The organism is Kitasatospora sp. NPDC056076 (genome assembly GCF_042266305.1).
Classification (GTDB): domain Bacteria; phylum Actinomycetota; class Actinomycetes; order Streptomycetales; family Streptomycetaceae; genus Kitasatospora.
Window position 1 is genome coordinate 94,757 of sequence record NZ_JBHJWG010000025.1, and the last position, 26,568, is coordinate 121,324.

Genomic DNA, 26,568 nt, shown 5'->3' on the forward strand with positions numbered 1-26,568 from the left:
ACCGCCGCCGGGTGAGGCCCTTCCCCGTGCGAGCGGCTACCGCCCGCCGCGCAGCTGGTCCAGGTCGCGGCGCTCCCGCTTGGTCGGGCGCCCCGCGCCGCGGTCCCGTTCGAAGGTCGGGGCCACGAACTCGCGCGGCGGCCGCGGCGGACTGTTGTCGACCAGGCACTCCGCCGCGACCGGGGCGCCGACCCGCTTGCGGATCGGCTTGGTCACCACGACGACCCGCTCGTACCCCTCCTCGCGGACCCGGACCTCGTCCCCGGGCCTGAGGGTCTGCGCCGGCTTGGCTCGCTCGCCGTTCACCCGGACATGCCCGGCCTTGCAGGCCGCCGCCGCCAGCGCACGCGTCCTGGCCAGCCGGACCGACCAGATCCAGACGTCCACCCGCACGCTTCCCTGTTCCTCAGCCATCCCGCGAGCCTACCCACGCCGAGGTCCGGTCCGGGCTCGGCCCGGACCGGACGCACCGGCTAGGCCGCGAGGGGGACTTCCTGGACGGCCCAGCCGTTGCCGTCCGGGTCGTTGAAGAACACGAAGTTGTTCCAGGCCTCGCCGTGCCCGTTCACCCGGGCTCCGGCCACGAAGTGCTGGACGGGGCTGACCACCACGCCCCGCGCGGTGAGCTCCGCGTGGGCCTTCTCGATGTCCGGCACCACCAGTTGGAGGCCCTTCACCGAGCCGGGCGGCGACTCGATCACCCCGGCGCCGACCACGATCGAGCAGCGTGAGCCGGGGGGAGTCAGCTGGACCACCCGGACCCCGTCGCGCAGGCGGGTGTCGTGGTCCACGGTGAAGCCGGCCTGCTCCTCGTAGAAGAGCTTCGCGCGGTCCACGTCCGACACCGGGACCACCACGACTTCGAGCTTCCAGTCCATCGCCCTCACCCCTCTCGGTCGGGCTCTTCCAGTATCTGCCCGAAACCGTTCCCCGGCGGACCTTCGGATAGCCTGAGAACACGATGAATCCGCAGACCACGCCCGCTTCGTCACCCTCGGCCACCGCCTTCGCGACCCCCTGGGGCTCCCTCGACCTCACCCGCTTCCCCGCGGACCCCCGCGAGCGGTTGCGGGCCTGGGACGCCGCCGACGAGTACCTGCTGCGCCACCTCGCCGGCGAGGCCGACAGCGCCGGCGGCGCCGCCACCGAGCTGGCCGGCCGCCGGATCGCCGTCCTCGGCGACCGCTGGGGCGCGCTGGCCACCGCGCTGGCACCGTACGGACCGGTCCAGATCAGCGACTCCCACCTCGGCCGGCAGGCCACCCGGGAGAACCTCGCCCGGGCCGGCGCCGCCGTCGACGAGGAGCGGCTGCGCACCACCCGGGACACCCCGCCGGAGCGCATCGACGTCCTGCTGGTGCGGGTGCCCAAGAGCCTGGCCCTGCTGGAGGACCAGCTGCACCGGCTCGCCCCGGCCCTCCACCCCGGCACGGTGGTGATCGGCACCGGCATGGTCGCCGAGATCCACACCTCCACCCTGCAGCTGTTCGAGAAGGTGCTCGGCCCGACCCGCACCTCGCTGGCCGTCCGCAAGGCCCGGCTGATCTTCTGCACCCCCGACCCGGCGCTCGACCCCGGCCCCAGCCCGTGGCCGCACCGCTACGCGCTGCCGCCGGACATCGGCCCCGCCGCCGGGCGCACCGTGGTCAACCACGCGGGCACCTTCTGTGCCGAACGGCTCGACATCGGCACCCGGTTCTTCCTGGCCCACCTGCCCACGCCCGCCCCGGGCGACCGGGTGGTGGACCTCGGCTGCGGCAACGGCGTGGTCGGCACCGCGGCCGCGCTGGCCGGGCCGGGCGCGGAGCTGGTGTTCGTGGACGAGTCCCACCAGGCGGTGGCCTCCGCCGAGGAGACCTTCCGCGCCAATCTGGGCCCGGACGCCCCGGCCGAGTTCCGCACCGCCGACGCGCTCGACCCGGCGGTGTTCGCCCCGGGCTCGGTGGACCTGGTGCTCAACAACCCGCCGTTCCACTCCCACCAGGCCACCACCGACGCGACCGCCTGGCGGATGTTCACCGGCGCCCGGCAGGCGCTGCGGCCCGGCGGTGAGCTGTGGGTGGTCGGCAACCGTCACCTCGGCTACCACGTCAAGCTGCGCAAGCTGTTCGGCAACTGCCAACTCGTCGCGGGGAACCCGAAGTTCGTGGTGCTGCGAGCCGTGAAGCGCTGACCGGGGGCCGTCGGCGGCACGGTCCGCCGGTGCCCGGGCCCGTCGCACCGGCGGGGAGCCCGGGGGTGCCGGGCTCAGCCTTGCATGGATTTTCCCTCCCGCGTATATTCATGCCACGACCAAGGAGGAAGCCATGGCTTTGCGAGTCGCCGTCGCCGGCGCGAGCGGGTACGCGGGCGGTGAGGTGCTGCGCCTGCTGCTCGGCCACCCGGAGGTGGAGATCGGGGCGCTGACCGGCGGCTCGAACGCGGGCACCAGGCTCGGCGCGCTGCAGCCGCACCTGATCCCGCTGGCCGACCGTGTGCTCGAACCCACCACCCCCGAGGTGCTGGCCGACCACGACGTGGTGTTCCTGGCGCTGCCGCACGGCCAGTCCGCCGCCGTCGCCGAAGCCCTCGGCCAGAACGTCCTGGTGATCGACTGCGGCGCCGACTTCCGGCTCAAGGCCGCCGCCGACTGGGAGCAGTTCTACGGCTCCGCCCACGCCGGCACCTGGCCCTACGGCCTGCCCGAACTCCCCGGCCACCGCGACGCGTTGAAGGGCAGCAACCGGATCGCCGTGCCCGGCTGCTACCCGACGGCCGTCTCCCTGGCGCTGTTCCCGGCCTACGCGGCCGGCCTCGCCGAGCCGGAGGCCGTGGTGGTCGCCGCCTCCGGCACCTCCGGCGCCGGCAAGGCCGCCAAGACCCACCTGCTGGGCAGCGAGGTGATGGGCAGCGTCAGCCCGTACGGCGTCGGCGGCGTGCACCGGCACACCCCGGAGATGGTGCAGAACCTCACCCCGCTGGCCGGCGAGCCGCTGACCGTCTCCTTCACCCCCACCCTCGTCCCGATGCCGCGCGGCATCCTCGCCACCTGCTCCGCCAAGGCCAAGCCGGGCGTGAGCGCCGAGGAGCTGCGCGCCGCGTACGCCGAGGCCTTCGCCGACGAGCCCTTCGTCCACCTGCTGCCCGAGGGGCAGTGGCCGCAGACCAGCAGCGTCTACGGCGCCAACACCGCCCTGGTCCAGGTCGCCCTGGACGCCACCGCCGGGCGGATCGTCGCGATCAGCGCGATCGACAACCTGGTCAAGGGCACCGCGGGCGGCGCGGTGCAGAGCATGAACATCGCCCTCGGCCTGCCCGAGGAGCTGGGCCTTCCCCTGAACGGAGTCGCACCGTGACCACCCCCGACACCGGCGTGACCCCCGACATCGGCGTGACCGCCGCCAAGGGCTTCCGGGCCGCCGGCGTGACCGCGGGCATCAAGGCCTCGGGCACCCCGGACCTCGCCCTGGTGGTCAACGACGGCCCCTCGTACGCCGCGGCCGGCGTCTTCACCGCCAACCGGGTCAAGGCCGCGCCCGTGCTCTGGTCCCAGCAGGTCCTCAAGGGCGGCCGGGTCTCCGCCGTCGTCCTCAACTCCGGTGGTGCCAACGCCTGTACCGGCCCGGCCGGCTTCCAGGACACCCACGCCACCGCGGAGAAGGTCGCCGCCGAGCTGGACCTCAGCGCCGGCGAGGTCGCCGTCGCCTCCACCGGCCTGATCGGCGTCCGGCTGCCGATGGACGTGCTGCTGCCCGGTGTCGCCCTGGCCGCCCGGGAGCTCAGCGAGACCGGCGGGTTGTCCGCCGCGATCGCCATCAAGACCACCGACACCGTGCACAAGACCGCGCAGGTCACCAGCCCGGCGGGCTGGACGGTCGGCGGCATGGCCAAGGGCGCGGGCATGCTCGCCCCGAGCCTGGCCACCATGCTGGTCGTGCTCACCACCGACGCCGACCTGGACAGCGCCGCCCTGGACGCCGCCCTGCGCGGCGCCACCCGCACCACCTTCGACCGGATCGACTCCGACGGCTGCATGTCGACCAACGACACCGTGCTGCTGCTGGCCTCCGGCGCCTCCGGCACCGCCCCGGACGCGGCCGAGTTCGCCGAGGCCGTCCGCACCGTCAGCGCCGACCTGGCCCGCCAGCTGATCGGCGACGCCGAGGGCGCCAGCAAGGACATCCGGATCGACGTCACCGGCGCGGCCACCGAGGACGAGGCCGTCGAGGTCGCCCGGACGATCAGCCGCAACAACCTGCTCAAGTGCGCCATCCACGGCGAGGACCCCAACTGGGGCCGGGTGCTGTCCGCGATCGGCACCACCTCCGCCACCTTCGAGCCGGACCGGCTCGACGTCGCCATCAACGGTGTCTGGGTCTGCCAGGACGGCGGCGTCGGCGAGGACCGCGACCTGGTGGACATGAAGGGCCGTGACGTCGTCATCACCGCGAACCTCAACGCCGGTACGGCGAGCGCCTCGCTGTGGACCAACGACCTCACCGCCGACTACGTCCACGAGAACAGCGCCTACTCCAGCTGAGCCGCGGCACCCGGGCCCGGCCGCACCGCCGAGCGGCCGGCCGCCGATCCGCGACATCCTCCCCCCGCCTGCGGCCGGGGGGACCCCCATCGACGAGGGAATCCCGTGCAGATCGCACCCAAGGGCGAACAGGCCCGCAACAACACCGCGTTGCCCAAGGCCATGACGCTGATCGAGGCGCTGCCCTGGCTGGAGCGCTTCCACGGCAAGACCATCGTGATCAAGTTCGGCGGCAACGCCATGGTCGACGAGAGCCTCAAGGCGGCCTTCGCCCAGGACGTCGTCTTCCTCCGCTACGCCGGACTGCACCCCGTCGTGGTGCACGGCGGCGGCCCGCAGATCAGCGCCCAACTGGACCGGCTGGGCCTGGAGTCCAGCTTCACCAACGGCCTGCGGGTCACCACCCCCGAGACCATGGACGTGGTCCGGATGGTGCTGGCCGGCCAGGTGCAGCGCGAGCTGGTCGGCCTGCTCAACGAGCACGGCCCGTTCGCCGTCGGCATGACCGGCGAGGACGCCCACACCATGACGGCGGTCAAGCGCTACGCCGTGGTGGACGGCGAGCAGGTCGACATCGGCCTGGTCGGCGACATCGTCAACATCGAGGCCGGCGCCGTGAAGGCACTGATCGCGGACGGCCGGATCCCGGTCATCTCCTCGATCGCCCGCGGTGCCGACGGCCACGTCTACAACATCAACGCCGACACCGCCGCCTCCGCCCTGGCGGTCTCGCTCGGCGCCGAGATGCTGGTGGTGCTGACCGACGTCGAGGGCCTGTACAAGGACTGGCCGAACTCCGACGACGTGATCAGCCAGCTCAACGCGAGCGAACTGGACGCACTGCTGCCGGGCCTGGCCAGCGGCATGCTCCCCAAGATGGAGGGCTGCCTGCGCGCCGTCCGCTCCGGCGTGGGCACCGCCCGCGTCCTGGACGGCCGGGTGCAGCACAGCCTGCTGCTGGAGATCTTCACCGACGAGGGCATCGGCACGATGGTCGTGCCGGACGACGAGCCGACCGTGACCGGGGGACTGGCATGACGCACAACGAGCAGCTCACCGACCGGTGGCAGCACGCCTTCACCGACAACTACGGCACCCCCCGGATCCCGCTGGTGCGCGGCGAGGGCGTCAAGCTCTGGGACGCCGACGGCAAGGAGTACACCGACCTGCTCGGCGGCATCGCCGTCAACGCCCTCGGCACCGCCCACCCGGCCGTGGTCGAGGCGGTCAGCCGGCAGATCGCCACCCTCGGCCACGTCTCCAACCTCTTCATGGCCGAGCCGACCATCGCGCTCGCCGAGCGGCTGCTGGCGCTGGACGGCCGGGAGGGCGGCCGGGTGTTCTTCTGCAACTCCGGCGCCGAGGCCAACGAGGCCGCCTTCAAGATCAGCCGACGGACCGGCCGCACCCACCTGGTCGCCCTCCAGGGCGCCTTCCACGGCCGGACCATGGGCGCCCTCGCGCTCACCGGCCAGCCCGCCAAGCAGGCGCCGTTCCGCCCGCTGCCCGGTGACGTCACCCACGTCCCGTTCGGCGACGTCGAGGCGCTGCGCGCGGCCGTCACCACCGACACCGCCGCCGTCTTCCTGGAGCCGATCCAGGGCGAGAACGGCGCGATCCCGCTGCCCGACGGCTACCTGAGGGACGCCCGCGAGATCACCCGGGCCACCGGCACCCTGCTGGTCCTGGACGAGATCCAGACCGGCATCGGCCGGACCGGGTACTGGTACGCCCACCAGGCCTGCGAGGGCGTCGAGCCGGACGTGGTCACCCTGGCCAAGGCGCTCGGCGGCGGCCTGCCGATGGGCGCGGTGCTGGCCTTCGGCCCGGCCGCCGAACTGCTCACCCCGGGCCAGCACGGCACCACCTTCGGCGGCAACCCGGTGGCCGCCGCGGCCGGGCTCGCGGTGCTGGACACCATCGAGTCCGAGGGCCTGCTGGAGCACGTCCGCAAGATCGGCGACCGGCTGCGGCACGGCGTCGAGGCGCTCGGCGACCCGCTGGTCTCGCACGTGCGCGGGGCCGGACTGCTGCTCGGCATCGTGCTGACCCGGCCGCTCTCGGCCCAGGTCCAGGCGGTCGCCCAGCAGGCGGGCTTCCTCGTCAACGCGGCCGTCCCGGACGCCGTACGGCTGGCGCCGCCGCTGGTGCTGAGCGAGCAGGAGGCGGACGCCTTCCTCGCGGCCCTGCCGGAGATCCTCCGAACGGTGCGCGAGAGCGCCCCGGCCGATGCGAGTTGACCATCGTCCGGGAGAATAATCACATGACCGATTCCCGCTCCGGCTCCGCCGCCGGCCCGACGCCGCAGGTCCCGCAGACCCGCACCGCGCGCCACCGGCGGATCGTGGACCTGCTCACCCGCCAGCCCGTGCGTTCGCAGAGCCAGCTCGCCAAGCTGCTCGCCGACGACGGACTCGTGGTCACCCAGGCCACCCTCTCCCGGGACCTGGACGAGCTGGGCGCGGTCAAGATCCGCAACCGGGACGGCGCGCTGATCTACGCCGTCCCCGCCGAGGGCGGCGACCGCACCCCGCGCGCACCGATGGGGGAGTCGGCCAGCGAGGGCCGGATGGCCCGGTTGGCGGGCGAGCTGATGGTCTCCGCGACGGCCTCCGGCAACCTGGTCGTGCTGCGCACCCCGCCGGGCGCCGCGCAGTTCCTCGCCTCGGCGATCGACCAGGCCGAGGTCTTCGAGATCATCGGCACCATCGCGGGCGACGACACCGTGCTGCTGATCAGCCGGGACCCGGCGGGCGGCCAGGCGCTGGCCGACCACCTCATGCAACTCGCCCAGGCCAAGGCGCAGTAGGGCCGCGGCAGCCACAGCCCCGGCAACCACAGCCCCGGTCGAAGGATCCCCTTCGACCGGGGTTTTGTGTTCCATACGGAGTGATGCATACTTATGCCACCCACTGCACATGTGTGAAGGAGCCACCGCGATGACCGCCCAGCAGTCCTCCGACGTCCGCCTCTGGGGCGCGCGCTTCGCCGACGGCCCGTCCGAGGCGCTGGCCAGGCTCTCCGCCTCGGTCCACTTCGACTGGCGGCTCGCCCCCTACGACATCGCCGGCTCCAAGGCCCACGCCCGGGTGCTGCACAAGGCGGGCCTGCTCTCCGACGAGGAGCTGGCCGGCATGCTGGCCGGCCTCGACCGGCTGCTCGCCGACGTCGAGGCCGGGACCTTCGTCGGCACCGTCGCCGACGAGGACGTCCACACCGCCCTGGAGCGGGGGCTGCTGGAGCGCCTCGGCGCCGACCTCGGCGGCAAGCTGCGGGCCGGGCGCTCGCGCAACGACCAGATCGCCACCCTGTTCCGGATGTACCTGCGCGACCACGCCAGGACCATCGGCGGCCTGCTGCTCGACCTCCAGGGCGCCCTGGTCGGCCTGGCCGAGGCGCACCCGGACACCGCGATGCCCGGCCGCACCCACCTCCAGCACGCCCAGCCGGTGCTCTTCGCCCACCACGTCCTCGCGCACGTGCAGGCCCTCGGCCGGGACGCCGAGCGGCTGCGCCAGTGGGACGCCCGCACCGCCGTCTCCCCGTACGGCTCCGGCGCGCTGGCCGGCTCCTCGCTCGGCCTCGACCCGCAGGCCGTCGCCGCCGACCTCGGCTTCGAGGGCGGCTCGGTCGGCAACTCCATCGACGGCACCGCCTCGCGCGACTTCGTCGCCGAGTTCGCCTTCGTCACCGCGATGATCGGGATCAACCTCTCCCGGATCGCGGAGGAGGTGATCATCTGGAACACCAAGGAGTTCGGCTTCATCACCCTGCACGACGCCTTCTCCACCGGCTCCTCGATCATGCCGCAGAAGAAGAACCCGGACATCGCCGAGCTCGCCCGCGGCAAGTCCGGCCGCCTGATCGGCAACCTCACCGGCCTGCTCGCCACCCTCAAGGCGCTGCCGCTCGCCTACAACCGGGACCTCCAGGAGGACAAGGAGCCGGTCTTCGACTCCTGCGACACCCTGGAGGTGCTGCTGCCCGCGTTCACCGGGATGATGGCCACCCTCACGGTGCACCGGGAGCGGCTGGAGGAGCTGGCCCCGGCCGGCTTCTCGCTCGCCACCGACATCGCCGAGTGGCTGGTCAAGCAGGGCGTGCCGTTCCGGGTCGCGCACGAGGTGGCCGGAGCCTGCGTCAAGGCCTGCGAGGCCCAGGGCATCGAACTGTCCGACCTGACCGACGAGCAGTTCGCCGCGATCTCCGAGCACCTGACCCCCGAGGTCCGCACGGTGCTCAGCGTGCACGGCGCCATCGCCGCCCGTGACGGGCGCGGCGGCACCGCCCCCTCGGCCGTCGCGGTCCAGCTCGCCGAGGTGAAGGCGGACCTGGCGCGGCAGCAGGAGTGGGCCCAGCCCCAGGGCTGACCCCTGGAGCAGCGCGGGAGGGGCGCGGCGGTCCGACCGTCGCGCCCCTCCCGCGTGCGCGCCCCGGTCCGGGCGTAACCGGCCCCGCCCGGGCCCGTCATGCACGGTGTGTGCACCCCCCTTTCTCCCGTCCCCTCGGCCGAGGACGTCTACCTCGCCGAGCAGCGCCGCCGCGTGGTCCGCGAGACCGTCGCCGCCCTGCCAGGCCGCTGCCCGGAGCTGATCGCCGCCCTCGCCGAGGATCCGCCGCCCACCTACCGGGAGCTCTCCGAGCGCCTCGGCATGCCGCGCGGCTCGATCGGCCCCACCCGGTCCCGCTGCCTGGCCTGTCTGCGCCTCCTGCTGCACGCCGAGCGCTACCCCTGACCGGGGCCCGCCTCACCCGGGCGCCCCACACCCGCTCCCGCCGCTCACCGCCCGTCACCGGTCGCTCGCTCCACCCCCCAGCGCGGCGTGACCCTGGCCACGTCTGCCCCGCCGAAGGTTGAGGGAACCTGACACCCGGGTAGCACGCTGGCGAACGTCACTCTTGACGGTGGCGCATACGCTCGGATACTGAGCGTGAGCGCGCCACCCTCTGCGCGCCGGGCACGACGACTGGGGAGGCCCCTCCACATGGGCATGAGCGTGATCATCTCGGCCGCTGCGGCCGAGGACGCGGAGCAGATCCTCAAGCTCCAGTACCTGGGCTACCAGCCCGAGGCGGAGCTGTACGGCGACTGGGCGATCGAGCCCCTGACCCAGAGCCTGGAGAGTCTGCGAGCCGAACTGACCGAGCAGCACGTCCTGGTCGCCCGGCTGGGCGACGAGGTGGTGGGCGCCGTCCGCGGCCACGTCGACGCCGAGGGCATCGGCCGGATAGGGCGTCTGGTGGTCCACCCCCGGATGCAGCGGCACGGCCTGGGCGGCCGGCTGCTGGACGCGCTGGAGCGCCGGATGGCCGAGGCGCCCCACCCGGTGACGGCCTACCGGCTGTTCACCGGGCACCGGAGCCTCGGCAACCTGCGGCTCTACGCCCGCCAGGGCTACCGGCAGACCGCCGTCGAGCAGGTGACCAGCCGGCTGAGCTTCGTGCACCTGGAGAAGTCCGCCGCGACCCCGCTGGCCGAGACCTCGCTGGCCGCGACCGCCTGAGCTCCGCCCGCCCCGGCAACCTCGACGCCGCCACCATCCGGACGCCCCGGTGGCGGCGTCGAGCTGTATCCCCCCAGCTCCGCACGGGTCGTGTCCGCAATGCGGACAGCCCTGTCGAACAATTGGGCGCTGTACGACTCATCTGTTTTACTGGCTCACATGACTGCGACGACGAACTGGACCCCCACCGGCACGCTGCCGGCAGGTGAGCGTGCCATGTGCCGTCGAATGTGTCACTGCTGAGGGCCACCGCCCCCGGGCACCCCGTCGAGGGTGTCTCCCCCTCGCGCCCCGAAGCGAGAATCCGGCGTCGCTCCCGCCCGTGCGAGCGCGCCCTCCTCCCGGAACCCTCCCCTCCGGCGTGCCCGCCCACCCGCGGCCGTCGATGACTCGTTAGGGCCACGCCGTCGCGCGGCCCGGTCGTTCTACGGCCACGATCAAGGGGTGGCAGGTCCGGATCCCCCTGGCGGGGCGTCGCAGGACACCGCCGACCGCGACCCGGTCGGCCGGTGGACACCGCCGCCCGCCCCCGACCCACGGAAGCACCTGTGATCACCACCACGGACCTGACGAAGGTCTACCGTTCCCGAGGCCGCGAGGTGACCGCCCTCGCCGGCGTCGACCTGCACGTCCGCCCGGGCGAGGTCTACGGAGTCGTCGGCACCAGCGGTGCCGGCAAGTCCACCCTCATCCGCTGCGTGAACATGCTGGAGCGCCCGACCTCCGGCACGGTCACCGTGGACGGGGTCGAGCTGACGGCGCTGTCCGGCGGGGAGAACCGGGCCGGCAAGGACCTGCGCGAGGCGCGCCGCCGGATCGGCATGGTCTTCCAGCACTTCAACCTGCTCTCCTCCCGCACGGTGCAGCAGAACGTCGAGCTGCCGCTGGAGATCATCGGCCTGGACCGCACCCAGCGCCGCCGCAAGGCCGCCGAGCTGCTCGACCTGGTCGGCCTCGGCGACAAGGCCCGCAGCTACCCCAACCAGCTCTCCGGCGGCCAGAAGCAGCGGGTGGGCATCGCCCGCGCCCTGGCCGGCGACCCCAAGGTGCTGCTCTCCGACGAGGCCACCTCGGCCCTCGACCCGGAGACCACCCGCTCGATCCTCAAGCTGCTGCGCGACCTCAACCAGCAGCTGGGCCTGACGGTCCTGCTGATCACCCACGAGATGGACGTCATCAAGTCCGTCTGCGACTCCGCCGCCCTGATGCGCGGCGGCCGGGTGGTGGAGTCCGGCGAGCTGACCGACCTGCTGGCGGAGCCCGGCTCCGAGCTGGCCCGCGAGCTGTTCCCGCTGAGCGAGTTCGGCACCGGCCACCCCGGTACGACCGTGCTGGAGATCACCTTCCAGGGCGACGCCCCGGCGCAGCCCTTCGTCTCCCAGCTGGCCCGCACCTACCAGATCGACATCAACATCCTCGGCGCCGCCGTGGAGACGATCGCGGGCCGGATGGTCGGCCGGATGCGGGTCGAGCTGCCCGGCGGCCACCAGGACAACGTGGTGCCGATCGGCTACCTGCGCGAGCAGGGCCTGCAAGTGGCCCTGATCGGTTCGGACGGCAACGGCAGGGCGAACGGAGCGGTGGCATGAGCGGCCTGAGCTGGGACCAGATGCAGGACCTGATGTGGCCGGCCACCCAGGAGACCTTCCAGATGGTCGGTGTCGCGACCCTCTGCACGGTCGTGCTCGGCCTGCCGCTCGGGGTGCTGCTGGTGCTCACCTCCAAGGGCGGGGCGCTGCAGAACCAGCCGGTGAACAAGGTGCTCGGCGCCGTGGTGAACCTGGCCCGGTCGCTGCCGTTCATCATCCTGATGATCGCGCTGATCTCCTTCACCCGCTGGCTGACCGGCAACTCCCTCGGCTGGCAGGCGGCGACCGTGCCGCTGACGGTCGGTGCCATCCCGTTCTTCGCCCGGCTGGTGGAGACCAACGTCCGGGAGGTCGACCGCGGCCTGATCGAGGCGGTGCAGGCGATGGGCGGCAGCACCTGGACGCTGGTGCGCAAGACGCTCGTGCCCGAGGCGCTGCCCGGCATCGTGGCCTCCGTCACCACCACGGTGATCGCCCTGATCGGCTACTCCGCGATGGCCGGCACGGTCGGCGGCGGCGGCCTCGGCGACCTCGCCTACCGCTACGGCTACCTGCGCTTCGAGACCACCTTCATGTGGATCATCGTGGCCGAGATCGCGATCATCGTCACGGTGATCCAGCTGGCCGGCGACTACGCCGTGCGCCGGCTCGGCGACCGGGGCCGCGGCGGCGGACGCACCCGCCTGCTCCGCCCGCGGGCCACCACCCCCGACGAGGACCTCGTCGTCTCCTAGACCTCCCTCGTCCGACCTCCGGACGCGGCTCCCCGCACCACGCAGAAAGGCACTTTTCGTGCGCAACGTTCTGAAGTTCTCCAGTGTCCTCGCCACCGCCGGCCTCGCCCTGTCCCTGGCCGCCTGCGGCAGCTCGGGCTCCTCCTCCTCGGACCCGAACGCGCCGCTCAAGGTCGTGGCCAGCCCGACCCCGCACGCGCAGATCCTCAAGTTCGTCCAGGACAACCTCGCGGCCAAGGCGGGCCTCAAGCTCGACATCAAGGAGGTCACCGACTACGTGACCCCCAACACGGCGGTGCAGGACGGTTCGGCCGACGTCAACTACTTCCAGCACGTCCCGTACCTGGACGACTTCAACAAGAAGAACGGCACGGACATCGTCCCGGTCGAGCCGGTCCACCTGGAGCCGCTCGGCGTCTACTCCAAGAAGGTCAAGTCGATCGGCGACCTGCCGTCCGGCGCCACCATCGGCCTGCCCAACGACGCCACCAACGAGGGCCGCGCGCTCAAGCTGCTCGCCGACAACAAGCTGATCACCCTCAAGGACGGCGCCGGCACCGCCGCCACCCCGGCGGACGTGACGGCCAACCCGAAGAACTTCAAGTGGAAGGAGCTGGAGGCGGCCCAGCTGCCCCGCTCCATCGCCGACCTCGACGCCGCCGTGATCAACGGCAACTACGCGCTCGACTCGGGCCTCAAGCCGGCCACCGACGCGCTGGTGCTGGAGAAGGCCGAGGGCAACCCGTACGCCAACATCATCGCCGTCAAGAAGGGCAAGGAGAACGACCCGCGGGTGAAGAAGCTGGCCGAGCTGCTGCACTCCGACGAGGTCAAGAAGTACATCAACGACACGTTCCAGGGTTCGGTCATCCCGGCCTTCTGAACGACCTGATCGTCGTACGGTCGTACCTTGTGACGCCCGACCGGGCCCCCGCCGCACCTCGGCGGGGGCCCGGTCGGGCAGTATGCACCAGGGACACCACGGCAGACCGGGTTCTGACGTACCGTCGTGCGCGCGGCGCACCGCATGGCAACCGGGGCGCGACGGAGGCGTACGGTGTTGTGTTCACGACCCGGCGAGGAGAGACGGCATGGCAGCGAGCTTCCCCGAGACCGCCATCAGCACCGAACGGCTGCTGCTGCGGCCCCTTGCGGAGGACGACGCCCCGGGGCTGGCCACCATGATGGCCGACGACCTCGTACTCGCCTGGACCGATCTCCCGCACCCCTTCACCGAGGAGTACGCGACCGAGCTCGCCCGCACCCTCGCCCCCGCCCACCGCGCCCACGGCCGCGGCATCGTCTTCGCCGTCACCGAGCACCTCACCCAGCGCCTGGTCGGCCTGGTCGAACTGCGCAACACCGACTGGCGGCTGCGCAGCACCGAGATCTCCTACGTCACCGCCGCCTGGGCCCGCGGCGAGGGCTACGCCCCGGAGGCCGTCCTCGGCGTCGCCCAGTGGCTGTTCGAGGACCGCGACTTCCTGCGCCTGGAACTGCGCACCGCCGCCGGGAACACCGCCGCCCAGCAGGTCGCCCAGAAGATCGGCGGCATCAGCGAGGGCGTGCTGCGCAGCGCCTGGATAGTCCGCGGCGAGTCCGGGGAGCTCGTCGCGGAGACCCGCAGCGACCTGATCCTGTGGAGCCTCCTCCCGGAGGACCTGGAGTCGCCCGAACTGCACCGCGACGGCTGGCACGGCGACCACCGCTACGTGCTGCGCGACTGATCCGCCACGCCCTTCCCCGCTGGTCACCCCGCGGCGCGGACATGTGTGCGAGTTGTCGACCTCAGGGGGACGGTACCCGGTAGCCTCTCCACCGGCGCCGCACAGCCGGCGCGACGAGCCGCGCGAGGAGTCGCGCAACGAGTCGAGGGAGAACGGCCGCAGATGGCTGACCGGATCACGGTCATCGGGTGGGACGGCACGCCACTGACCGAGGCCGCCGGCGCGGCCCTCGCCGCGGCGACCCTGGTCGCCGGAGCCTCCTACCAACTGGACGCCCTCCCGGTGCCGGAGGACGCCGAGCGGATCGCCCTCGGCAACATCCAGCAGGCCGCCCGCACGATCGCCGAGCACCGCGGCGCCGCCGTCGTGGTCGCCGAGGGCGACCCGGGCTTCTTCGGCGTGGTGCGCACCCTGCGCCGCCCCGAGTTCGGCCTCGAACTCGAAGTCCTGCCCGCCGTCTCCTCCGTCGCCACCGCCTTCGCCCGGGCCGGGATGCCCTGGGAGGACGCCCAGGTGGTCAGCGCCCACGGCGGCCGGCTGCGCCGCGCCGCCAACATCTGCCGCGCCCACCCCAAGGTCGCCGTGCTCACCGCCCCGGGCGCCGGTCCGGGCGAACTCGCCCTGATGCTGCGCGGGGTGCACCGGACCTTCGTGGTCTGCGAGGCCCTCGGCACCCCGGAGGAGGACGTCACCGTCCTCACCTCCGACCGGATCGCCGACCACGTCTGGCGCGACCCCAACGTGGTGCTGGTGATCGGCGGCGGCGCCCAGGCCGGCGCGGTCGGCGAGGCGGCCGGCTGGCTGGCGGGGCGCCCGCTGGGCTACCCCGGCGCGGAACGCGGCTGGGCGCTCCCCGGCGACGCCTACGCGGGCGCCGGGCGCACGGAGGGCGAGCCGGGCGCGTCGGAGGCACTGCCCGCGCACGTGCGCGCCCTGGTGCTGGCCCGTCTGGGTGCACGTCCCGGCGACCTGGTCTGGTCGGTCGGCGCGGGCAGCGGCGCCCTCGCGGTGGAGGCGGCCCGGTTCGGCGCCGCCGTGGTCGCGGTCGAGGCCTCCCGCTCGGCCTGCGCCCGGCTCACCGTCAACGCCCGCCGCTACGGGGTCGAGGTGGAGACGGTGTACGGGCAGGGGCCGGAGGTGCTGGGCGGACTCCCGGAGCCCGACGCGGCGGTGGTGGAGTCCGGCGGCCTGGACGTGGTGCGCGCGGTGCTGGCCCGCAGACCGGAGCGCTTCGTGGCGCTGGCCCGGACCTTCGCCGAGGCCGAGGAGGTCCACCGGGCCATCGTCGGGGCCGGCTACCGCGCGGATGGCGCGCTGCTGCAGTCGACCCCGCTGCGGGCCGGCGAGGAGGGCGGCGCACTGGCGCTCGGGGCGGGCGCGGGCGGCGCGCTGCTGCTCTGGGGTGAGCAGATCGTGTGAAGGCCTCGGGTGCGGGCCGGGGCCGCCGGACCCACCGCGCGGTGATCCAGGTCGCATCCGGACACCGATTCGAGAGGTCACCGCGCCGGGCCGGTAGTGTGGCGTCCCAGGCGGTTCCATCCGCCGACGACCCACCCGATTCGGTCGGTTTGTCACCTTTTTGACGTGGTGCAATCCGGTTCCGCTCGGAGTGTGGGCAATTCGACGGGCCGCGTGCCGGACCTGGAGAATGCCGTAGGGTCCGGTGCGGTCGTGCCGGTTGCTCCGGGTTGTCGTTGACTCAGATGGTGCACCGCCTTCACCGGCGGTGCCCGGGCCGGGGTGCCGCAGCGCGCCGGAAGGACTTGGGCCGCAGCGCCACGGCGCGGCGGCCACGTGTGGTTGAGGGGCGGGTCGGTGCAGGCCCGGCCCGTGCGGATGGGCGCTGCGGTCGGTGGATCGCGTCGCCAAGGGGCGCGGCAGCGGCCTGGAAGGAGCTTTGACAATGACCGATGGCGGCCACGTCCCGGGCGAGGGACTGCCGGAGCACCTGCACGCCGGGCCCGACCCGCTCGGCGGACCGGAGGGCGTCGCGGGCGTTGCACCTCTGCAGGGCGTCGCGACCGACAGCGGCGTGATCCCCAACCCGGTGGCGCCGCTCGGCGGCCTGCCGGGCGCGGTGCCCCCCGGCGCGGGCGTGATCCCGCCGCAGGGCCAGCCGAACTTCACCGCCCCCGGCGTGCCGGCCCCGGCCGCCCCGGGCGACGGCTGGGCCGTCGACCAGGGCGCCCAGCGCCCGGCCTTCCACTTCGTCGACCAGCCGGACGGGCTGGACGACGAGGACGACGTCCTGCTGATGCCCGGCCCGCAGGGCTCCTGGGGCGCCGAGCAGGCCCCGTTCGCGCAGCCGGACGGCACCCCGGTCGAGCCCTCCTGGCCGCCGGTCGACCCGCCCGTGCTCGGCGGCGAGCAGTTCCAGCAGCCGCCGGCGCAGGGCGCCCAGGCGCAGCCGTACCCGCAGCAGCCGATGACGCAGGCTCAGCAGCCGCGGCGCCCGCTGCACGCCGGCCCGCCGATCCCGGACCCCTCGCTGATGACCGGCCAGGTGCCGGTCCGTTCGCTGGCCGACCGCGGCCCGTCGCTGGGCGGCACGCCCGCGCACGGCATCCCGGTCGTCGGCCGGCCGCCGATGGGCGAGCCCGTCGCGCAGGCTCCCGGCGCCGTGCCGCAGGCCGCCCCGGTGGCGCCCGCCGCGCCGGTGCCGCCGACTCCCTCCACGGTCGAGGGCGGGCCGGAGGTTCATCAGGCCGCCCAGGCCCAGGGCTACCAGCAGGTGCCGCTGGCCTCGCCGCCGGTCGAGGGCCTGATGGCGGTCGAGGCGATCGGTGCGATCGAGGTGATCGAGGTCGTCGGGACCCCGGACGCCGTCCTGGCCGCACCGCCCGCCGAGGGCGTTCCGGTCCAGCCGGCCGCCGAGGCCGTCCAGCCGGACCCGGCCGTCGTGGTCGAGCCGGTCGCGGCGGAGACCGTCGCTCAGCCGGCCGCCGAGGCGGTCGCGGTGGAGAGCCCCGCGGTCGAGACGGTGCTCGTCGACGCCCCGGCCGTGGAGACCCCCGTCGTGGAGACCGCCGCGGTCGAAGGTGCCGCCGTCGAGGTCGTGGCCGTCGAAGGTGCCGGCGAGTCCGCCGCGCCCGTCGAGCCGGCCGAGGCCGCCGCCCCGGCCGGTCAGCCGCGCCGGATCTCCGCCTTCCTCGCCGCGCCGACCCCGCACGGCCTGCCCAAGGTCGAGGCGGCCCAGCAGGCCCCGGCGGCCGTCGCGGCGGTCCAGGAGCAGGCCGTCCCCATAGCGGCCGCCGACGCGCCGCAGGCCGCCGAGCAGGCCCCTGCCGTCGAGCAGGCCCCGGTTGCCGAGCAGGCTCCGGCCGTCGAGGCGGTCCAGGAGGCCGGGCAGCCCGCCGAGGCCGCGCAGGCGGTCGTCGCGGAGCCGGTGGCCGAAACCGCCGCCGGTACGGGGGAGATGCCCTCCGGTCAGGTCGTCGCCGAGGCCGCCGAGCAGGAGCCCGCCACCGAGCCGGTCCAGGCCGAGGCCGTCACTGTCGAGGCCGTCGGCGCCGAGCCGACCGCCGAGCAGCCGGAGCAGGCCGAGCAGCCGCAGTCGGAGGCCGTCCCGGCCGGCTCGGCCGCGGAGACCCCGGCCGAGCCGGTCCCCGGGCAGCCGGAGCAGACCGAGCAGCCGACCGTCGAGCAGGCCGCCGCCGAGGCCGTGCAGCCCGCCGAGGCCGTCGCTCCCGAGGCCGCGCAGCAGCCCGTCCCCGAGCAGGTCACCGAGGCCACCGAACAGCCGGTCGGCGTGGTCCCCGAGACCGCTGGGACCGCCGAGACCGCCGAGGTCGTCGAGCAGCCCGCCGAGGCCCCGGCCGCCGAGCAGCCGCAGCCGGAGCAGGCCGAGCAGCCCGGGTCCGAGCAGCCGCAGGCCGAGCCCGTCGCCGCCGGACCGGAGGCCGTCCAGGAAGAGGCCCCCGTCGCCGAGCAGCCGCAGCCGGAGGCCCAGGCCACCGAGGAGCCGCAGCCCGAGGCCCCGGCCGCCACCGAGCAGCCGCAGGCCGACCAGCCGTCGGCCGAGCAGCCCGCCGACCAGCAGCCCGAGGCAGCCGTCGAGCCGACCGACTCCCCGGCCGCCGAGGACGAGCAGCCCGCCGAGCCCGCCGAGCCCCGCGGCCCCGCCGCCCCCGGCTACGACGACGCCGGCCGCGACGCCGTCCACCAGGTGATCCGCGAGCGCCGCGACATCCGCAACGGCTTCCGCCCCGACCCGATCCCGCACGAGGTGCTGATCCGCGTCCTGGAGGCGGCCCACACCGCGCCCAGCGTCGGCTACTCCCAGCCCTGGGACTTCGTGGTCATCCGCTCGGCGAAGACCCGTCGGAAGATGCACGCCCTGGCCGAGCGCCAGCGCGAGGCGTACGCGGACTCGCTGCCGAAGGGCCGGGCCAAGCAGTTCCGGGAGATCAAGATCGAGGCGATCCTCGACACCCCGGTGAACATCGTGGTCACCGCCGACCGCACCCGCGGCGGCCGGCACACCCTGGGCCGGCACACCCAGCCGCAGATGGCCCCGTACTCGGCCGCGCTGGCCGTCGAGAACCTCTGGCTGGCCGCCCGTGCCGAGGGCCTGGGCGTCGGCTGGGTGAGCTTCTTCGACGACGAGGAGCTGGTCCGCGAGCTCGGCCTGCCCGAGCACCTGGAGGTCGTCGCCTACCTGTGCGTCGGCTTCGTCGACGAGTTCCCGGACGAGCCGGAGCTGGAGCAGCAGGGCTGGGCCAAGAAGCGCCCGCTCGCCTGGGTGGTGCACGAGGAGCAGTACGGCAACCGCGCGCTGCCCGGCGAGGAGCCGCAGAACCTGCTCGCCGACACCCTGCGCGGGATCCGCCCGCTGGACGCCAAGGCGCTCGGCGAGGCCTGGGACCGCCAGAAGCGGATGACCAAGCCGGCCGGCTCGCTCGGGATGCTGGAGATCATCTCCGCCCAGCTGTCCGGGCTCTCCCGCAAGTGCCCGCCGCCGATCCCGGAGCCCGCCTGCGTGGCGATCTTCGCGGGCGACCACGGCGTGCACGCCCAGGGCGTCACCCCGTGGCCGCAGGAGGTGACCGCCCAGATGGTCGGCAACTTCCTGGCCGGGGGAGCGGTGATCAACTCCTTCGCCAAGCAGATCGGCACCGAGGTCTGCGTCGTGGACGTCGGCGTCGCCGCCGAGCTGCCGCAGGCCGTCCAGCAGGGCCGGGCCACCGGCCTGCTGCCGCGCAAGGTCAAGCCCGGCACCGACGACATGACCCAGGGCCCGGCGATGACCCGCGAGGAGGCCCTCCAGGCCATCGAGGTCGGCATCGAGACCGCCCGCGACCTGGTCGCGGCGGGCAACAAGGCGCTGGTCACCGGCGACATGGGCATCGCCAACACCACCGCCTCGGCCGCCCTGATCTCGGTGTTCACCGGCCTCGACCCGGCCGAGGTCACCGGCCGCGGCACCGGCATCGACGACGAGACCCACGCCCGCAAGGTCGAGGTCATCCGCGCCGCGCTGGCCCTCCACCAGCCCGACCCGAACGACCCGATCGGCGTCCTCTCCGCCGTCGGCGGCCTGGAGCACGCGGCCATCGCCGGCTTCCTGCTGGGCGCCGCCTCGCTGCGCACCCCGGTGGTACTGGACGGCGTGATCGCCGGTTCGGCCGCGCTGGTCGCCAAGGCGATCGCCCCCGAGGTGCTGGCCGCCTGCATCGCCGGCCACCGCTCCGCCGAGCCCGGCCACCAGGCCGCGCTGGCGAAGCTCGGCCTGCGTCCGCTGATCGACCTGGACCTGCGGCTCGGCGAGGGTACCGGTGCCCTGCTGGCGCTGCCGCTGGTGCAGAGTGCGGCCCGCGCGATGCACGATGTAGCCACCTTCGACTCCGCCGGGGTCACCGAGAAGGCCTGACGCACCACCTCACCGCTCCGCGGACCGGCCCGAGGGCGCGCCGGCCCGCGGAGCGGCGTATCTCCGTACTTCCCCACACCCTCATCCCGATCAGGAGCACCGCCGATGAGCGCGCCCACCCCGCACCCCAGCACCGAGGGCCTGACCCCCTACCCGGTGGGCCTGCTGCTGGCCGGCCGTCGCGTCGTCGTGGTCGGCGGCGGGCAGGTCGCGCAGCGGCGGTTGCCCGCTCTGATCGCCTCCGGCGCCGACCTGCACCTGATATCCCCCGCCACCACCCCGGCCGTCCAGGCCATGGCGGACGCGGGCGAGCTGACCTGGCACGCCCGCCCGTACGCGGACGGCGACCTGGCCGGGGCCTGGTACGCCCTGGTGGCCACCGACGACCCGGCGGTCAACACGGCGATCAGCGCCGAGGCCGAGCGCGAGCGGGTGTTCTGCTCCCGCAGCGACGACGCCTCCGCCGCCTCCGCCTGGACCCCGGCCAGCGGCCGTGACGGCGGCGCCACCGTCGCGGTGCTCACCGGCGACCCGCGCCACTCCGCCGCCCTGCGCGACGCCGTCGTCGGCGGCCTGCGGGACGGCTCGCTGGCCGCCCGCTCGTACCGCACCCGCGGCGCCGGCGTCGCCCTGGTCGGCGGCGGCCCGGGCGACCCGGACCTGATCACCGTGCGCGGCCGCCGGCTGCTCGCCGACGCCGACGTGGTGGTCGCCGACCGCCTCGCCCCGCGCGAGCTGCTCGCCGAGCTGCCCGAGCACGTCGAGGTGATCGACGCCGCCAAGATCCCCTACGGGCGCCAGATGGCCCAGGAGGCGATCAACCAGGCGCTGATCGACCACGCCAAGGCCGGGAAGTTCGTGGTCCGGCTCAAGGGCGGCGACCCGTACGTCTTCGGCCGCGGCGGCGAGGAGCTGCTGGCCTGCGCCGAGGCGGGCATCCCGGTCACCGTGGTGCCCGGGATCTCCAGCTCGATCAGCGTCCCGGAGTCGGCTGGCATCCCGGTCACCCACCGCGGCCTGACCCAGGAGTTCACCGTGGTCTCCGGCCACGTCGGCCCGGACGACCCGCGCTCGGTCACCAACTGGACGGCCGTCGCGGGGATGAGCGGCACCCTGGTGCTGCTGATGGCCGTGGACAAGATCGGCGCCATCGCCGCCACGCTGGTCGAGCACGGCCGCCCGGCCGACACCCCGGTCGCGATCGTCCAGGAGGGCACCACCGCCGCCCAGCGCCGGGTGGACGCCACCCTGGCCACGGTCGCCGCCGTGGTCGAGGCCGAGGGCGTCAAGCCCCCGGCGGTCATCGTGGTCGGCGACGTGGTCAACGTCCTGGCCGCCGCCTTCCAGCGGTAGCAGGCCCACGGAGTGGGAAGTCGGCCCGTCCGACTTCCTACTCCAACGGCTGCTCCGTCCAGATGACCTTCCCGGTCGCCGTGTAGCGCGTCCCCCAGCGGTCCGCGAACTGCGCGACCAGGAACAGCCCGCGCCCGCCCTCGTCCTCGGTCGCCGCGTACCGCAGGTGCGGCGAGGTGCTGCTGCCGTCCGACACCTCGCAGATCAGCGAGCGGTCGCGGAGCAGCCGCACCCGGATCGGCCCGGAGCCGTACCGGATCGCGTTGGTCACCAGCTCGCTCAGGATCAGCTCGGTGACGAACGCCGCCTCGTCCAGCCCCCAGTCGGCCAGCCGCCGGGCCACCTGCGCCCGGACGGCACCCACCGCGGCCGGGTCGGCCGGCACCTCCCACTGCGCTACCCGGTCCGGCGCCAGCACCCTGGTCTCCGCCACCAGCAGCGCGATGTCGTCCTGCGGGTGCGCCGGCAGCATCGCCCCGAGCACGTCCGCGCAGGTCTGCTCGGGCGTCCGCGGCGGCCCGCCCAGCGTCGTCCGCAGCAGCTCCAGGCCCTCGTCGATGTCCCGCTCGCGGTCCTCCACCAGCCCGTCCGTGTACAGCACCAGCCGACTGCCCTCGGCCAGCTCCAGTTCGACGGTCTCGAACGGCAGCACCGCCAGCCCCAGCGGCGGCCCGGTCGGCAGCTCCGGGTACGTCACCCGGCCCTGGGGGTCCACCACGGCCGGCGGCGGGTGCCCGGCCCCGGCCAGGGTGCAGCGCCGCGACACCGGGTCGTAGATCGCGTACAGGCAGGTCGCCCCGGTCAGCCCGGCGCTCCCGGCGCCGCCCGCCTCCTCCTGGTCGATCCGGTTCACCAGTTCGTCCAGATGGCCCAGCAGCTCGTCCGGCGGCAGGTCCAGCGTCGAGAAGTTGTGGATCGCCGTGCGCAGCCGCCCCATCGTCGCCGCCGCGTGCAGCCCGTGCCCGACCACGTCGCCGACCACCAGCGCCACCCGGGCGCCCGGCAGCGGGATCACGTCGAACCAGTCCCCGCCCACCCCGGCCTGGGCCGGCAGGTAGCGGTGCGCCACCTCCAGCGCGCTCTGCTCGGGCAGGCTCCGCGGCAGCAGGCTGTGCTGGAGGGTCACCGCCATCTCGTGCTCCCGGGTGTAGCGACGGGCGTTGTCGATGCACACCGCCGCGTGCGCCACCAGCTCCTCGGCCAGTGTCAGGTCCTCCGGCTCGAACGGCTCGGCCCGGTCCGCCCGCCAGAACCGCACCACCCCCAGCAGCACCCCGCGCGCCCGCAGCGGCACCCGCACCAGCGAGTGCACCCCGTACGCCAGCACCCGCGCCGAGCGCTCCGGGTCCTGTTCCCGCCAGCCCCGCGCCTCGGCCAGCCGCGGCTCCAGCCCGGGCGCGCCGCTGTGCAGCGCCCCGGCCAGCGGGGTGGCCGGCACCACCTCCAGGACCGTCCCCACCGGGTGGAACGGCGCGTCGTCCCTGATCCCGGCGAGCGCGGTGCGGTGCATCCGGCCCAGCGTGCCGACCGACGGGGGTTCCTCGCCCGCCAGGACCTGCTCGGCCAGGTCCACCGTGACGAAGTCCGCGAACCGCGGCACCGCGACCTGCGCGAGCTCCTCCGCCGTCCGGGTCACGTCCAGCGAACTGCCCACCGTCAGCCCGGCGTCGTACAGCAGCCGCAACCGCCGCTGCGCGCCCTCGGCCCGGCCGGTCAGCGCCATCAGCTCGGTGGAGTCGCGCAGCGTGGCGACGCAGCCGGGCGGGCCGCCGTCCCGGTCGGTCAGCCGTACGTTCACGGCGAGCAGCCGCTCCCCGGCCAGCACCACCTCGTCGCTCACCGGCCGGTCGGCGGTCAGCAGCTCCAGCGGCGCGGGCTCCAGGCCCAGCTCGGTCACCGGGCGGCCCTCGGCGTCCGGCGGCAGGTCCAGCAGCCGGCGCGCCTCGTCGTTGCAGAGCAGCAGCCGCCCGTCCCCGCCGACGATCATCACGCCCTCGCGCACCGCGTGCAGCACCGCCGCGTGGTGCTCGTACATCCGGGTCATCTCGACCGGGCCCAGCCCGTGCGTCTGCCGCCGCAGCCGCCGGCTGATCAGCGCCGTCCCCAGCGTGGCCAGCCCTATCGCGCCCGCCGCCGCGCCCAGCACCAGCGGCAGCTGGCGCTCGCTCGCGGTGGACACGTTGCTCAGGGTGACCCCCGCCGAGACCAGCCCGACCACCGAGCCGTCCGGCGCGTACACCGGGACGACCGCCTGCACCAGCGGGCCCAGCGTGCCGGTGAGGTGCTGGGTCACCACCTGGCCGTGCAGCGCCGGCTCGTACGTGCCGATGAACTTCTGGCCGATCCGGGCCGGATTGGGGTGGGTGTAGCGGATGCCCTGGTTGTTCAGCACCACGATGAAGTCCACACCCGAGGAGATCCGCGCGGACTGCGCCTTCGGCTGGAGGATCGCGGTCGGATCGGGGGAGCGCAGCGCGTCCACCATGCCCGGTGAGTTGGCGAAGGCCTGGGCGACCGCCACCGACCGGTTGCTCGCCTCGTGGTCGGCGTCGTTGTGCGACTGCACCACCAGCGCCACCGCGGCCCCCGCGACCAGCAGCAGCACGATCAGGATCTGGAGCGCGAACACCTGCCCGGCCACCGACCAGTGCCGGTCCGGTCTCGACCGCTTCGCGCGTGGCAGCTCTAGCCGACCGTGTGGGCGCCCACCGGGGGAGCCGGCGTCGCCGGTGGCACCAGAGGCCGACGGAGCCCAGGATCGGCCCGGATTTCGGGCCATACCGTCATATTTGCACTCCGAGTAGCCCGGGACCACCCCGTCACCTCCGCCGTTTGGCCTTCCCCGTCCCGGCTTGGCAAGATCACAGGGTGTCCGAACCCAGCACCATCACCGACCCGGCCGACCCGCGCCTCGCCGACTACACCGGCCTGACCGACGTCGAACTGCGCCGCCGCCGCGAACCCGCCGAGGGCCTGTTCATCGCGGAGGGGGAGAAGGTCATCCGCCGTGCCCTCGCGGCCGGCTACCGGATGCGGTCGATGCTGCTGACCGCCAAGTGGCTCGACGTGATGGCCGACGTCATCGCCGAGGCCGACGCCCCGGTCCACGTCGTCGAACCCGGCCTGGCCGAAGCCGTCACCGGCTACCACGTCCACCGCGGCGCCCTCGCCTCGATGGAGCGCAAGCCCCTCCCGGACGCCGCCGACCTGCTCACCGGGGCCCGCCGGGTCGCCGTGCTCGAAGGCCTGGTCGACCACACCAACCTCGGCGCCATCTTCCGCAGCGCCGCCGCCCTCGGCATGGACGCCGTCCTGCTCTCACCGGACTGCGCCGACCCGCTGTACCGCCGCGCGGTCAAGGTCTCCATGGGCGCCGTCTTCGCGGTTCCGTACGCCCGCCTCGACCCCTGGCCCGCCGCCCTCGACACCGTCCGCGACGCCGGCTTCACCCTCCTCGCCCTCACCCCCGCCGACACCGCCGTCGACCTCGCGACCCTCGCCCCCCACACCCTCCCGAGGACCGCCCTCCTCCTCGGCGCCGAAGGCGACGGCCTCACCCCCCGCGCCATCGCCGCCGCCCACCACCCGGTCCGCATCCCCATGGCCCACGGCATCGACTCCCTCAACGTCGGCGCCGCCGCCGCCGTAGCCTTCTACGCCGTCACCACCCCCTGACCCCCCCCCAGAGGTCGCCCCGCCACAGGCCGCTCACCCGGCGAACCTGGTGCCACCCTTGGCCGGCACCAGAAGTCGGCCGGTTCGACTTCTGCTGCGCCCCCGGAAGCTCTTGCACCTGCTCAAGACCCGTTGCCTGCGCCGAAAGTCAGCAGCCCCGACCTCCGCCGTTCGCCCGGCGACCCCGCCACCCCGCGGGCCAGCACCAGAAGTCGGCGTGCCCGACTTCTGATGCCCGCCGCCTACACCGCGTCTGCTACCGCTCCACTGCGGCCCTGCTCAACCTCTCGCGCCCGCCCGCCGCCAACGCCTCGGGCTGCCCACCAACCCCCGCCGGGCCCCAGAAGTCGGCCGACCCGACTTCCTGTGCGGTCTCTTCCGGGCCCGATGTCGCCACTGCTGTGCCGGAAGCCGCTCCGCTCGCCGCGGGACCACCCGGTCAGCTGCGCACCTGAGCCCGCAGCCCCGCCGCCGCACCAGAAGTCGGCCAACTCGACTTCCTGTGCTCGACGCCGACGCGCCCGCTGCCCGCCGCCTGCGCCGTGCCGTCCACCTCACGCCCTTGGCACAGGGCGAGGCCCCAGAAGTCGGCCAACTCGACTTCCTGCGCCAGCTCGCTCGCTCAGCCCGTCGGGGCGGTGGGTGGGGCCGGGGCGGCGGCCGGGGGAGGGGTGGTGAGGCCGGTGCCGCCGGAGGCGCCGGCGCCGGGCCAGGACTCGTCGAGGGTGCCGTCGGCCCGCGCGGTGTAGCGGGTGGAGATGATCGCGCCGGTGGCGGCCACGCGTTCCTCGCGGACGACGGCGCTGCCGTCCAGGCGCCAGGCGGCGGTGGCCTGCGGGTCGGCGGTGGAGGTCCGGGAGGTGGTGGCCACGGGTGAGTCCCCGGCGAAGGTGTAGAGCTGGACGAGGTCGACCGGTGCCGATCCCTCCACCCGCCGCAGCACCACGACCGTGGCCGGCTGCCCCTTGTACCGGGCGGGCAGGACGGCGCTCAGCGCGATCTGCGGCCCGCCGCCCACCGAGCGCCCGTCTTTCAAGGTGACGGCCGGCCCGCCCGCCGCGTCGGCGTAGCTGCGGTTGGGCCAGTCCACCACGGGACCGGGCCCCTGCGCGGGCGCCAACGCAATGTCCGCGGTGCCGCGCGCGGCGGCCGGGAGCGGGGTTGGGAGCGGGGTCGCCGAGGCCTGCGGTGCGACGTCCACGGAACTCCCGGGCACGGCCAGTTCGCCGCCACCACCGCCGCCGCCACCCGTACCGGCCGTCGCGCTCTGCCCGACCGCCGGTCGCGCCCCCTGGTTGCTCCGGTTCTCGCAGCCCTGCGCCGCCGCGATGGCCAGCGCGACGCCGATCGTCACGGTGACGAAGACGACCAGCCGCTGCCGCAGCAACCGCTGCCGTGCCGTGCCGGGCCGTCCGCCGGGTGCGGGGGTGTGCTGCCGGTCCCGGGGGCGGGGCCGGGCCGGCGGCGGGGTCTGTGAGCGGTCCCGCAGTCGGCGGGTGACGGGTGTGGCCTCGGGCCGGGGGAGCGGGGCGCCGTGCGGGCGCCGCGCGGCGCCCGCGGGCGCCTGCCCGCCGGCCCGGCCCGCACCGGCCCGGGCC

Annotated in this window: 20 protein-coding genes and 1 pseudogene; 17 read left to right on the forward strand and 4 right to left on the reverse strand. The window is 74.4% G+C overall.

The genetic code is table 11. The annotated features are described in order from the left end of the window. Positions 1 to 36 precede the first annotated feature (36 nt). Both ACFC1T_RS21660 and ACFC1T_RS21665 read right to left on the reverse strand, forming a co-directional pair. Positions 37 to 414, reverse strand: a complete 378-nt coding sequence (locus ACFC1T_RS21660) for an RNA-binding S4 domain-containing protein (protein ID WP_375890911.1) — start codon at positions 412 to 414, stop codon at positions 37 to 39. A 59-nt stretch (positions 415 to 473) separates the two neighbouring features. Beyond that, complete coding sequence (locus tag ACFC1T_RS21665) at positions 474 to 878, reverse strand: VOC family protein (protein ID WP_375890912.1); 405 nt, start codon at positions 876 to 878, stop codon at positions 474 to 476. Between the two features lie 83 nt (positions 879 to 961). Between ACFC1T_RS21665 and ACFC1T_RS21670 the strand changes: the two genes are divergently transcribed. From ACFC1T_RS21670 to cobA, 16 genes are all read left to right on the forward strand, one after another. Continuing rightward, positions 962 to 2,173, forward strand: a complete 1,212-nt coding sequence (locus ACFC1T_RS21670) for a methyltransferase (RefSeq protein ID WP_375890914.1) — start codon at positions 962 to 964, stop codon at positions 2,171 to 2,173. A 133-nt stretch (positions 2,174 to 2,306) separates the two neighbouring features. Then, positions 2,307 to 3,335: an N-acetyl-gamma-glutamyl-phosphate reductase gene (gene argC / locus ACFC1T_RS21675; RefSeq protein WP_375890916.1), complete on the forward strand. Its 1,029-nt coding sequence runs from the start codon at positions 2,307 to 2,309 to the stop codon at positions 3,333 to 3,335. Between the two features lie 29 nt (positions 3,336 to 3,364). Then, the gene (gene argJ / locus ACFC1T_RS21680) at positions 3,365 to 4,519 is read left to right on the forward strand and encodes a bifunctional glutamate N-acetyltransferase/amino-acid acetyltransferase ArgJ (protein WP_375890949.1); all 1,155 of its coding nucleotides are present in this window, start codon (positions 3,365 to 3,367) and stop codon (positions 4,517 to 4,519) included. A gap of 162 nt (positions 4,520 to 4,681) precedes the next feature. Continuing rightward, positions 4,682 to 5,557, forward strand: a complete 876-nt coding sequence (argB, locus tag ACFC1T_RS21685) for an acetylglutamate kinase (protein WP_375890951.1) — start codon at positions 4,682 to 4,684, stop codon at positions 5,555 to 5,557. After that, positions 5,554 to 6,759 (forward strand): acetylornithine transaminase, encoded by a 1,206-nt coding sequence (locus tag ACFC1T_RS21690; RefSeq protein ID WP_375890918.1) that lies wholly within the window; start codon positions 5,554 to 5,556, stop codon positions 6,757 to 6,759. The genes argB and ACFC1T_RS21690 overlap by 4 nt, the downstream gene beginning before the upstream one ends. Before the next feature lie 23 nt (positions 6,760 to 6,782). Next, on the forward strand, positions 6,783 to 7,328 hold the full coding sequence (locus ACFC1T_RS21695; protein ID WP_375890920.1) for an arginine repressor: 546 nt from the start codon (positions 6,783 to 6,785) through the stop codon (positions 7,326 to 7,328). A gap of 130 nt (positions 7,329 to 7,458) precedes the next feature. Continuing rightward, on the forward strand, positions 7,459 to 8,889 hold the full coding sequence (gene argH / locus ACFC1T_RS21700; protein WP_375890922.1) for an argininosuccinate lyase: 1,431 nt from the start codon (positions 7,459 to 7,461) through the stop codon (positions 8,887 to 8,889). 108 nt (positions 8,890 to 8,997) lie between these two features. After that, positions 8,998 to 9,255 carry a hypothetical protein gene (locus ACFC1T_RS21705; protein WP_375890924.1) on the forward strand — a complete coding sequence of 86 codons (258 nt, stop codon included), beginning with the start codon at positions 8,998 to 9,000 and terminating at the stop codon, positions 9,253 to 9,255. A gap of 249 nt (positions 9,256 to 9,504) precedes the next feature. Then, a complete protein-coding gene (locus ACFC1T_RS21710; RefSeq protein ID WP_375890925.1) occupies positions 9,505 to 10,023 on the forward strand; it encodes a GNAT family N-acetyltransferase in 519 nt (172 codons plus the stop codon). 548 nt (positions 10,024 to 10,571) lie between these two features. Next, positions 10,572 to 11,612: a methionine ABC transporter ATP-binding protein gene (locus ACFC1T_RS21715; RefSeq protein WP_375890927.1), complete on the forward strand. Its 1,041-nt coding sequence runs from the start codon at positions 10,572 to 10,574 to the stop codon at positions 11,610 to 11,612. A 5-nt stretch (positions 11,613 to 11,617) separates the two neighbouring features. Beyond that, the gene (locus tag ACFC1T_RS21720) at positions 11,618 to 12,346 is read left to right on the forward strand and encodes a methionine ABC transporter permease (protein WP_375890953.1); all 729 of its coding nucleotides are present in this window, start codon (positions 11,618 to 11,620) and stop codon (positions 12,344 to 12,346) included. A gap of 58 nt (positions 12,347 to 12,404) precedes the next feature. Next, positions 12,405 to 13,229, forward strand: a complete 825-nt coding sequence (locus ACFC1T_RS21725) for a MetQ/NlpA family ABC transporter substrate-binding protein (protein WP_375890929.1) — start codon at positions 12,405 to 12,407, stop codon at positions 13,227 to 13,229. A 208-nt stretch (positions 13,230 to 13,437) separates the two neighbouring features. Beyond that, complete coding sequence (locus tag ACFC1T_RS21730) at positions 13,438 to 14,073, forward strand: GNAT family N-acetyltransferase (RefSeq protein ID WP_375890931.1); 636 nt, start codon at positions 13,438 to 13,440, stop codon at positions 14,071 to 14,073. Between the two features lie 162 nt (positions 14,074 to 14,235). Continuing rightward, positions 14,236 to 15,492 (forward strand): precorrin-6y C5,15-methyltransferase (decarboxylating) subunit CbiE, encoded by a 1,257-nt coding sequence (gene cbiE / locus ACFC1T_RS21735; RefSeq protein WP_375890933.1) that lies wholly within the window; start codon positions 14,236 to 14,238, stop codon positions 15,490 to 15,492. A 484-nt stretch (positions 15,493 to 15,976) separates the two neighbouring features. Then, the gene (cobT, locus tag ACFC1T_RS21740; protein WP_375890934.1) at positions 15,977 to 19,942 is read left to right on the forward strand and encodes a nicotinate-nucleotide--dimethylbenzimidazole phosphoribosyltransferase; all 3,966 of its coding nucleotides are present in this window, start codon (positions 15,977 to 15,979) and stop codon (positions 19,940 to 19,942) included. Positions 19,943 to 20,047: 105 nt separating this feature from the next. After that, positions 20,048 to 21,295, forward strand: coding sequence for a uroporphyrinogen-III C-methyltransferase (cobA, locus tag ACFC1T_RS21745; protein ID WP_375890936.1), 1,248 nt, complete (start codon positions 20,048 to 20,050; stop codon positions 21,293 to 21,295). 37 nt (positions 21,296 to 21,332) lie between these two features. Here cobA and ACFC1T_RS21750 read toward each other — a convergent pair whose 3' ends face one another. After that, positions 21,333 to 24,074 carry a SpoIIE family protein phosphatase gene (locus tag ACFC1T_RS21750; RefSeq protein ID WP_375890937.1) on the reverse strand — a complete coding sequence of 914 codons (2,742 nt, stop codon included), beginning with the start codon at positions 24,072 to 24,074 and terminating at the stop codon, positions 21,333 to 21,335. Positions 24,075 to 24,163: 89 nt separating this feature from the next. Between ACFC1T_RS21750 and ACFC1T_RS21755 the strand changes: the two genes are divergently transcribed. Beyond that, positions 24,164 to 24,970 carry a TrmH family RNA methyltransferase gene (locus ACFC1T_RS21755; RefSeq protein WP_375890939.1) on the forward strand — a complete coding sequence of 269 codons (807 nt, stop codon included), beginning with the start codon at positions 24,164 to 24,166 and terminating at the stop codon, positions 24,968 to 24,970. Between the two features lie 622 nt (positions 24,971 to 25,592). On the opposite strand, the pseudogene ACFC1T_RS21760 reads toward ACFC1T_RS21755, so the two are convergent. Beyond that, positions 25,593 to 26,568, reverse strand: a pseudogene (locus tag ACFC1T_RS21760) (hypothetical protein); the annotation flags it as partial.

Excerpts from the sequence above, each read along its gene's own strand:
- ACFC1T_RS21660 (WP_375890911.1), bottom strand. The coding sequence starts at position 414 with ATGGCTGAGGAACAGGGAAGCGTGCGGGTGGACGTCTGGATCTGGTCG.
- ACFC1T_RS21665 (WP_375890912.1), bottom strand. The coding sequence starts at position 878 with ATGGACTGGAAGCTCGAAGTCGTGGTGGTCCCGGTGTCGGACGTGGAC.
- ACFC1T_RS21670 (WP_375890914.1), top strand. The coding sequence starts at position 962 with ATGAATCCGCAGACCACGCCCGCTTCGTCACCCTCGGCCACCGCCTTC.
- argC (WP_375890916.1), top strand. The coding sequence starts at position 2,307 with ATGGCTTTGCGAGTCGCCGTCGCCGGCGCGAGCGGGTACGCGGGCGGT.
- argB (WP_375890951.1), top strand. The coding sequence starts at position 4,682 with ATGACGCTGATCGAGGCGCTGCCCTGGCTGGAGCGCTTCCACGGCAAG.
- ACFC1T_RS21690 (WP_375890918.1), top strand. The coding sequence starts at position 5,554 with ATGACGCACAACGAGCAGCTCACCGACCGGTGGCAGCACGCCTTCACC.
- ACFC1T_RS21695 (WP_375890920.1), top strand. The coding sequence starts at position 6,783 with ATGACCGATTCCCGCTCCGGCTCCGCCGCCGGCCCGACGCCGCAGGTC.
- argH (WP_375890922.1), top strand. The coding sequence starts at position 7,459 with ATGACCGCCCAGCAGTCCTCCGACGTCCGCCTCTGGGGCGCGCGCTTC.
- ACFC1T_RS21710 (WP_375890925.1), top strand. The coding sequence starts at position 9,505 with ATGGGCATGAGCGTGATCATCTCGGCCGCTGCGGCCGAGGACGCGGAG.
- ACFC1T_RS21730 (WP_375890931.1), top strand. The coding sequence starts at position 13,438 with ATGGCAGCGAGCTTCCCCGAGACCGCCATCAGCACCGAACGGCTGCTG.
- cbiE (WP_375890933.1), top strand. The coding sequence starts at position 14,236 with ATGGCTGACCGGATCACGGTCATCGGGTGGGACGGCACGCCACTGACC.
- cobT (WP_375890934.1), top strand. The coding sequence starts at position 15,977 with ATGACCGATGGCGGCCACGTCCCGGGCGAGGGACTGCCGGAGCACCTG.
- cobA (WP_375890936.1), top strand. The coding sequence starts at position 20,048 with ATGAGCGCGCCCACCCCGCACCCCAGCACCGAGGGCCTGACCCCCTAC.
- ACFC1T_RS21750 (WP_375890937.1), bottom strand. The coding sequence starts at position 24,074 with ATGGCCCGAAATCCGGGCCGATCCTGGGCTCCGTCGGCCTCTGGTGCC.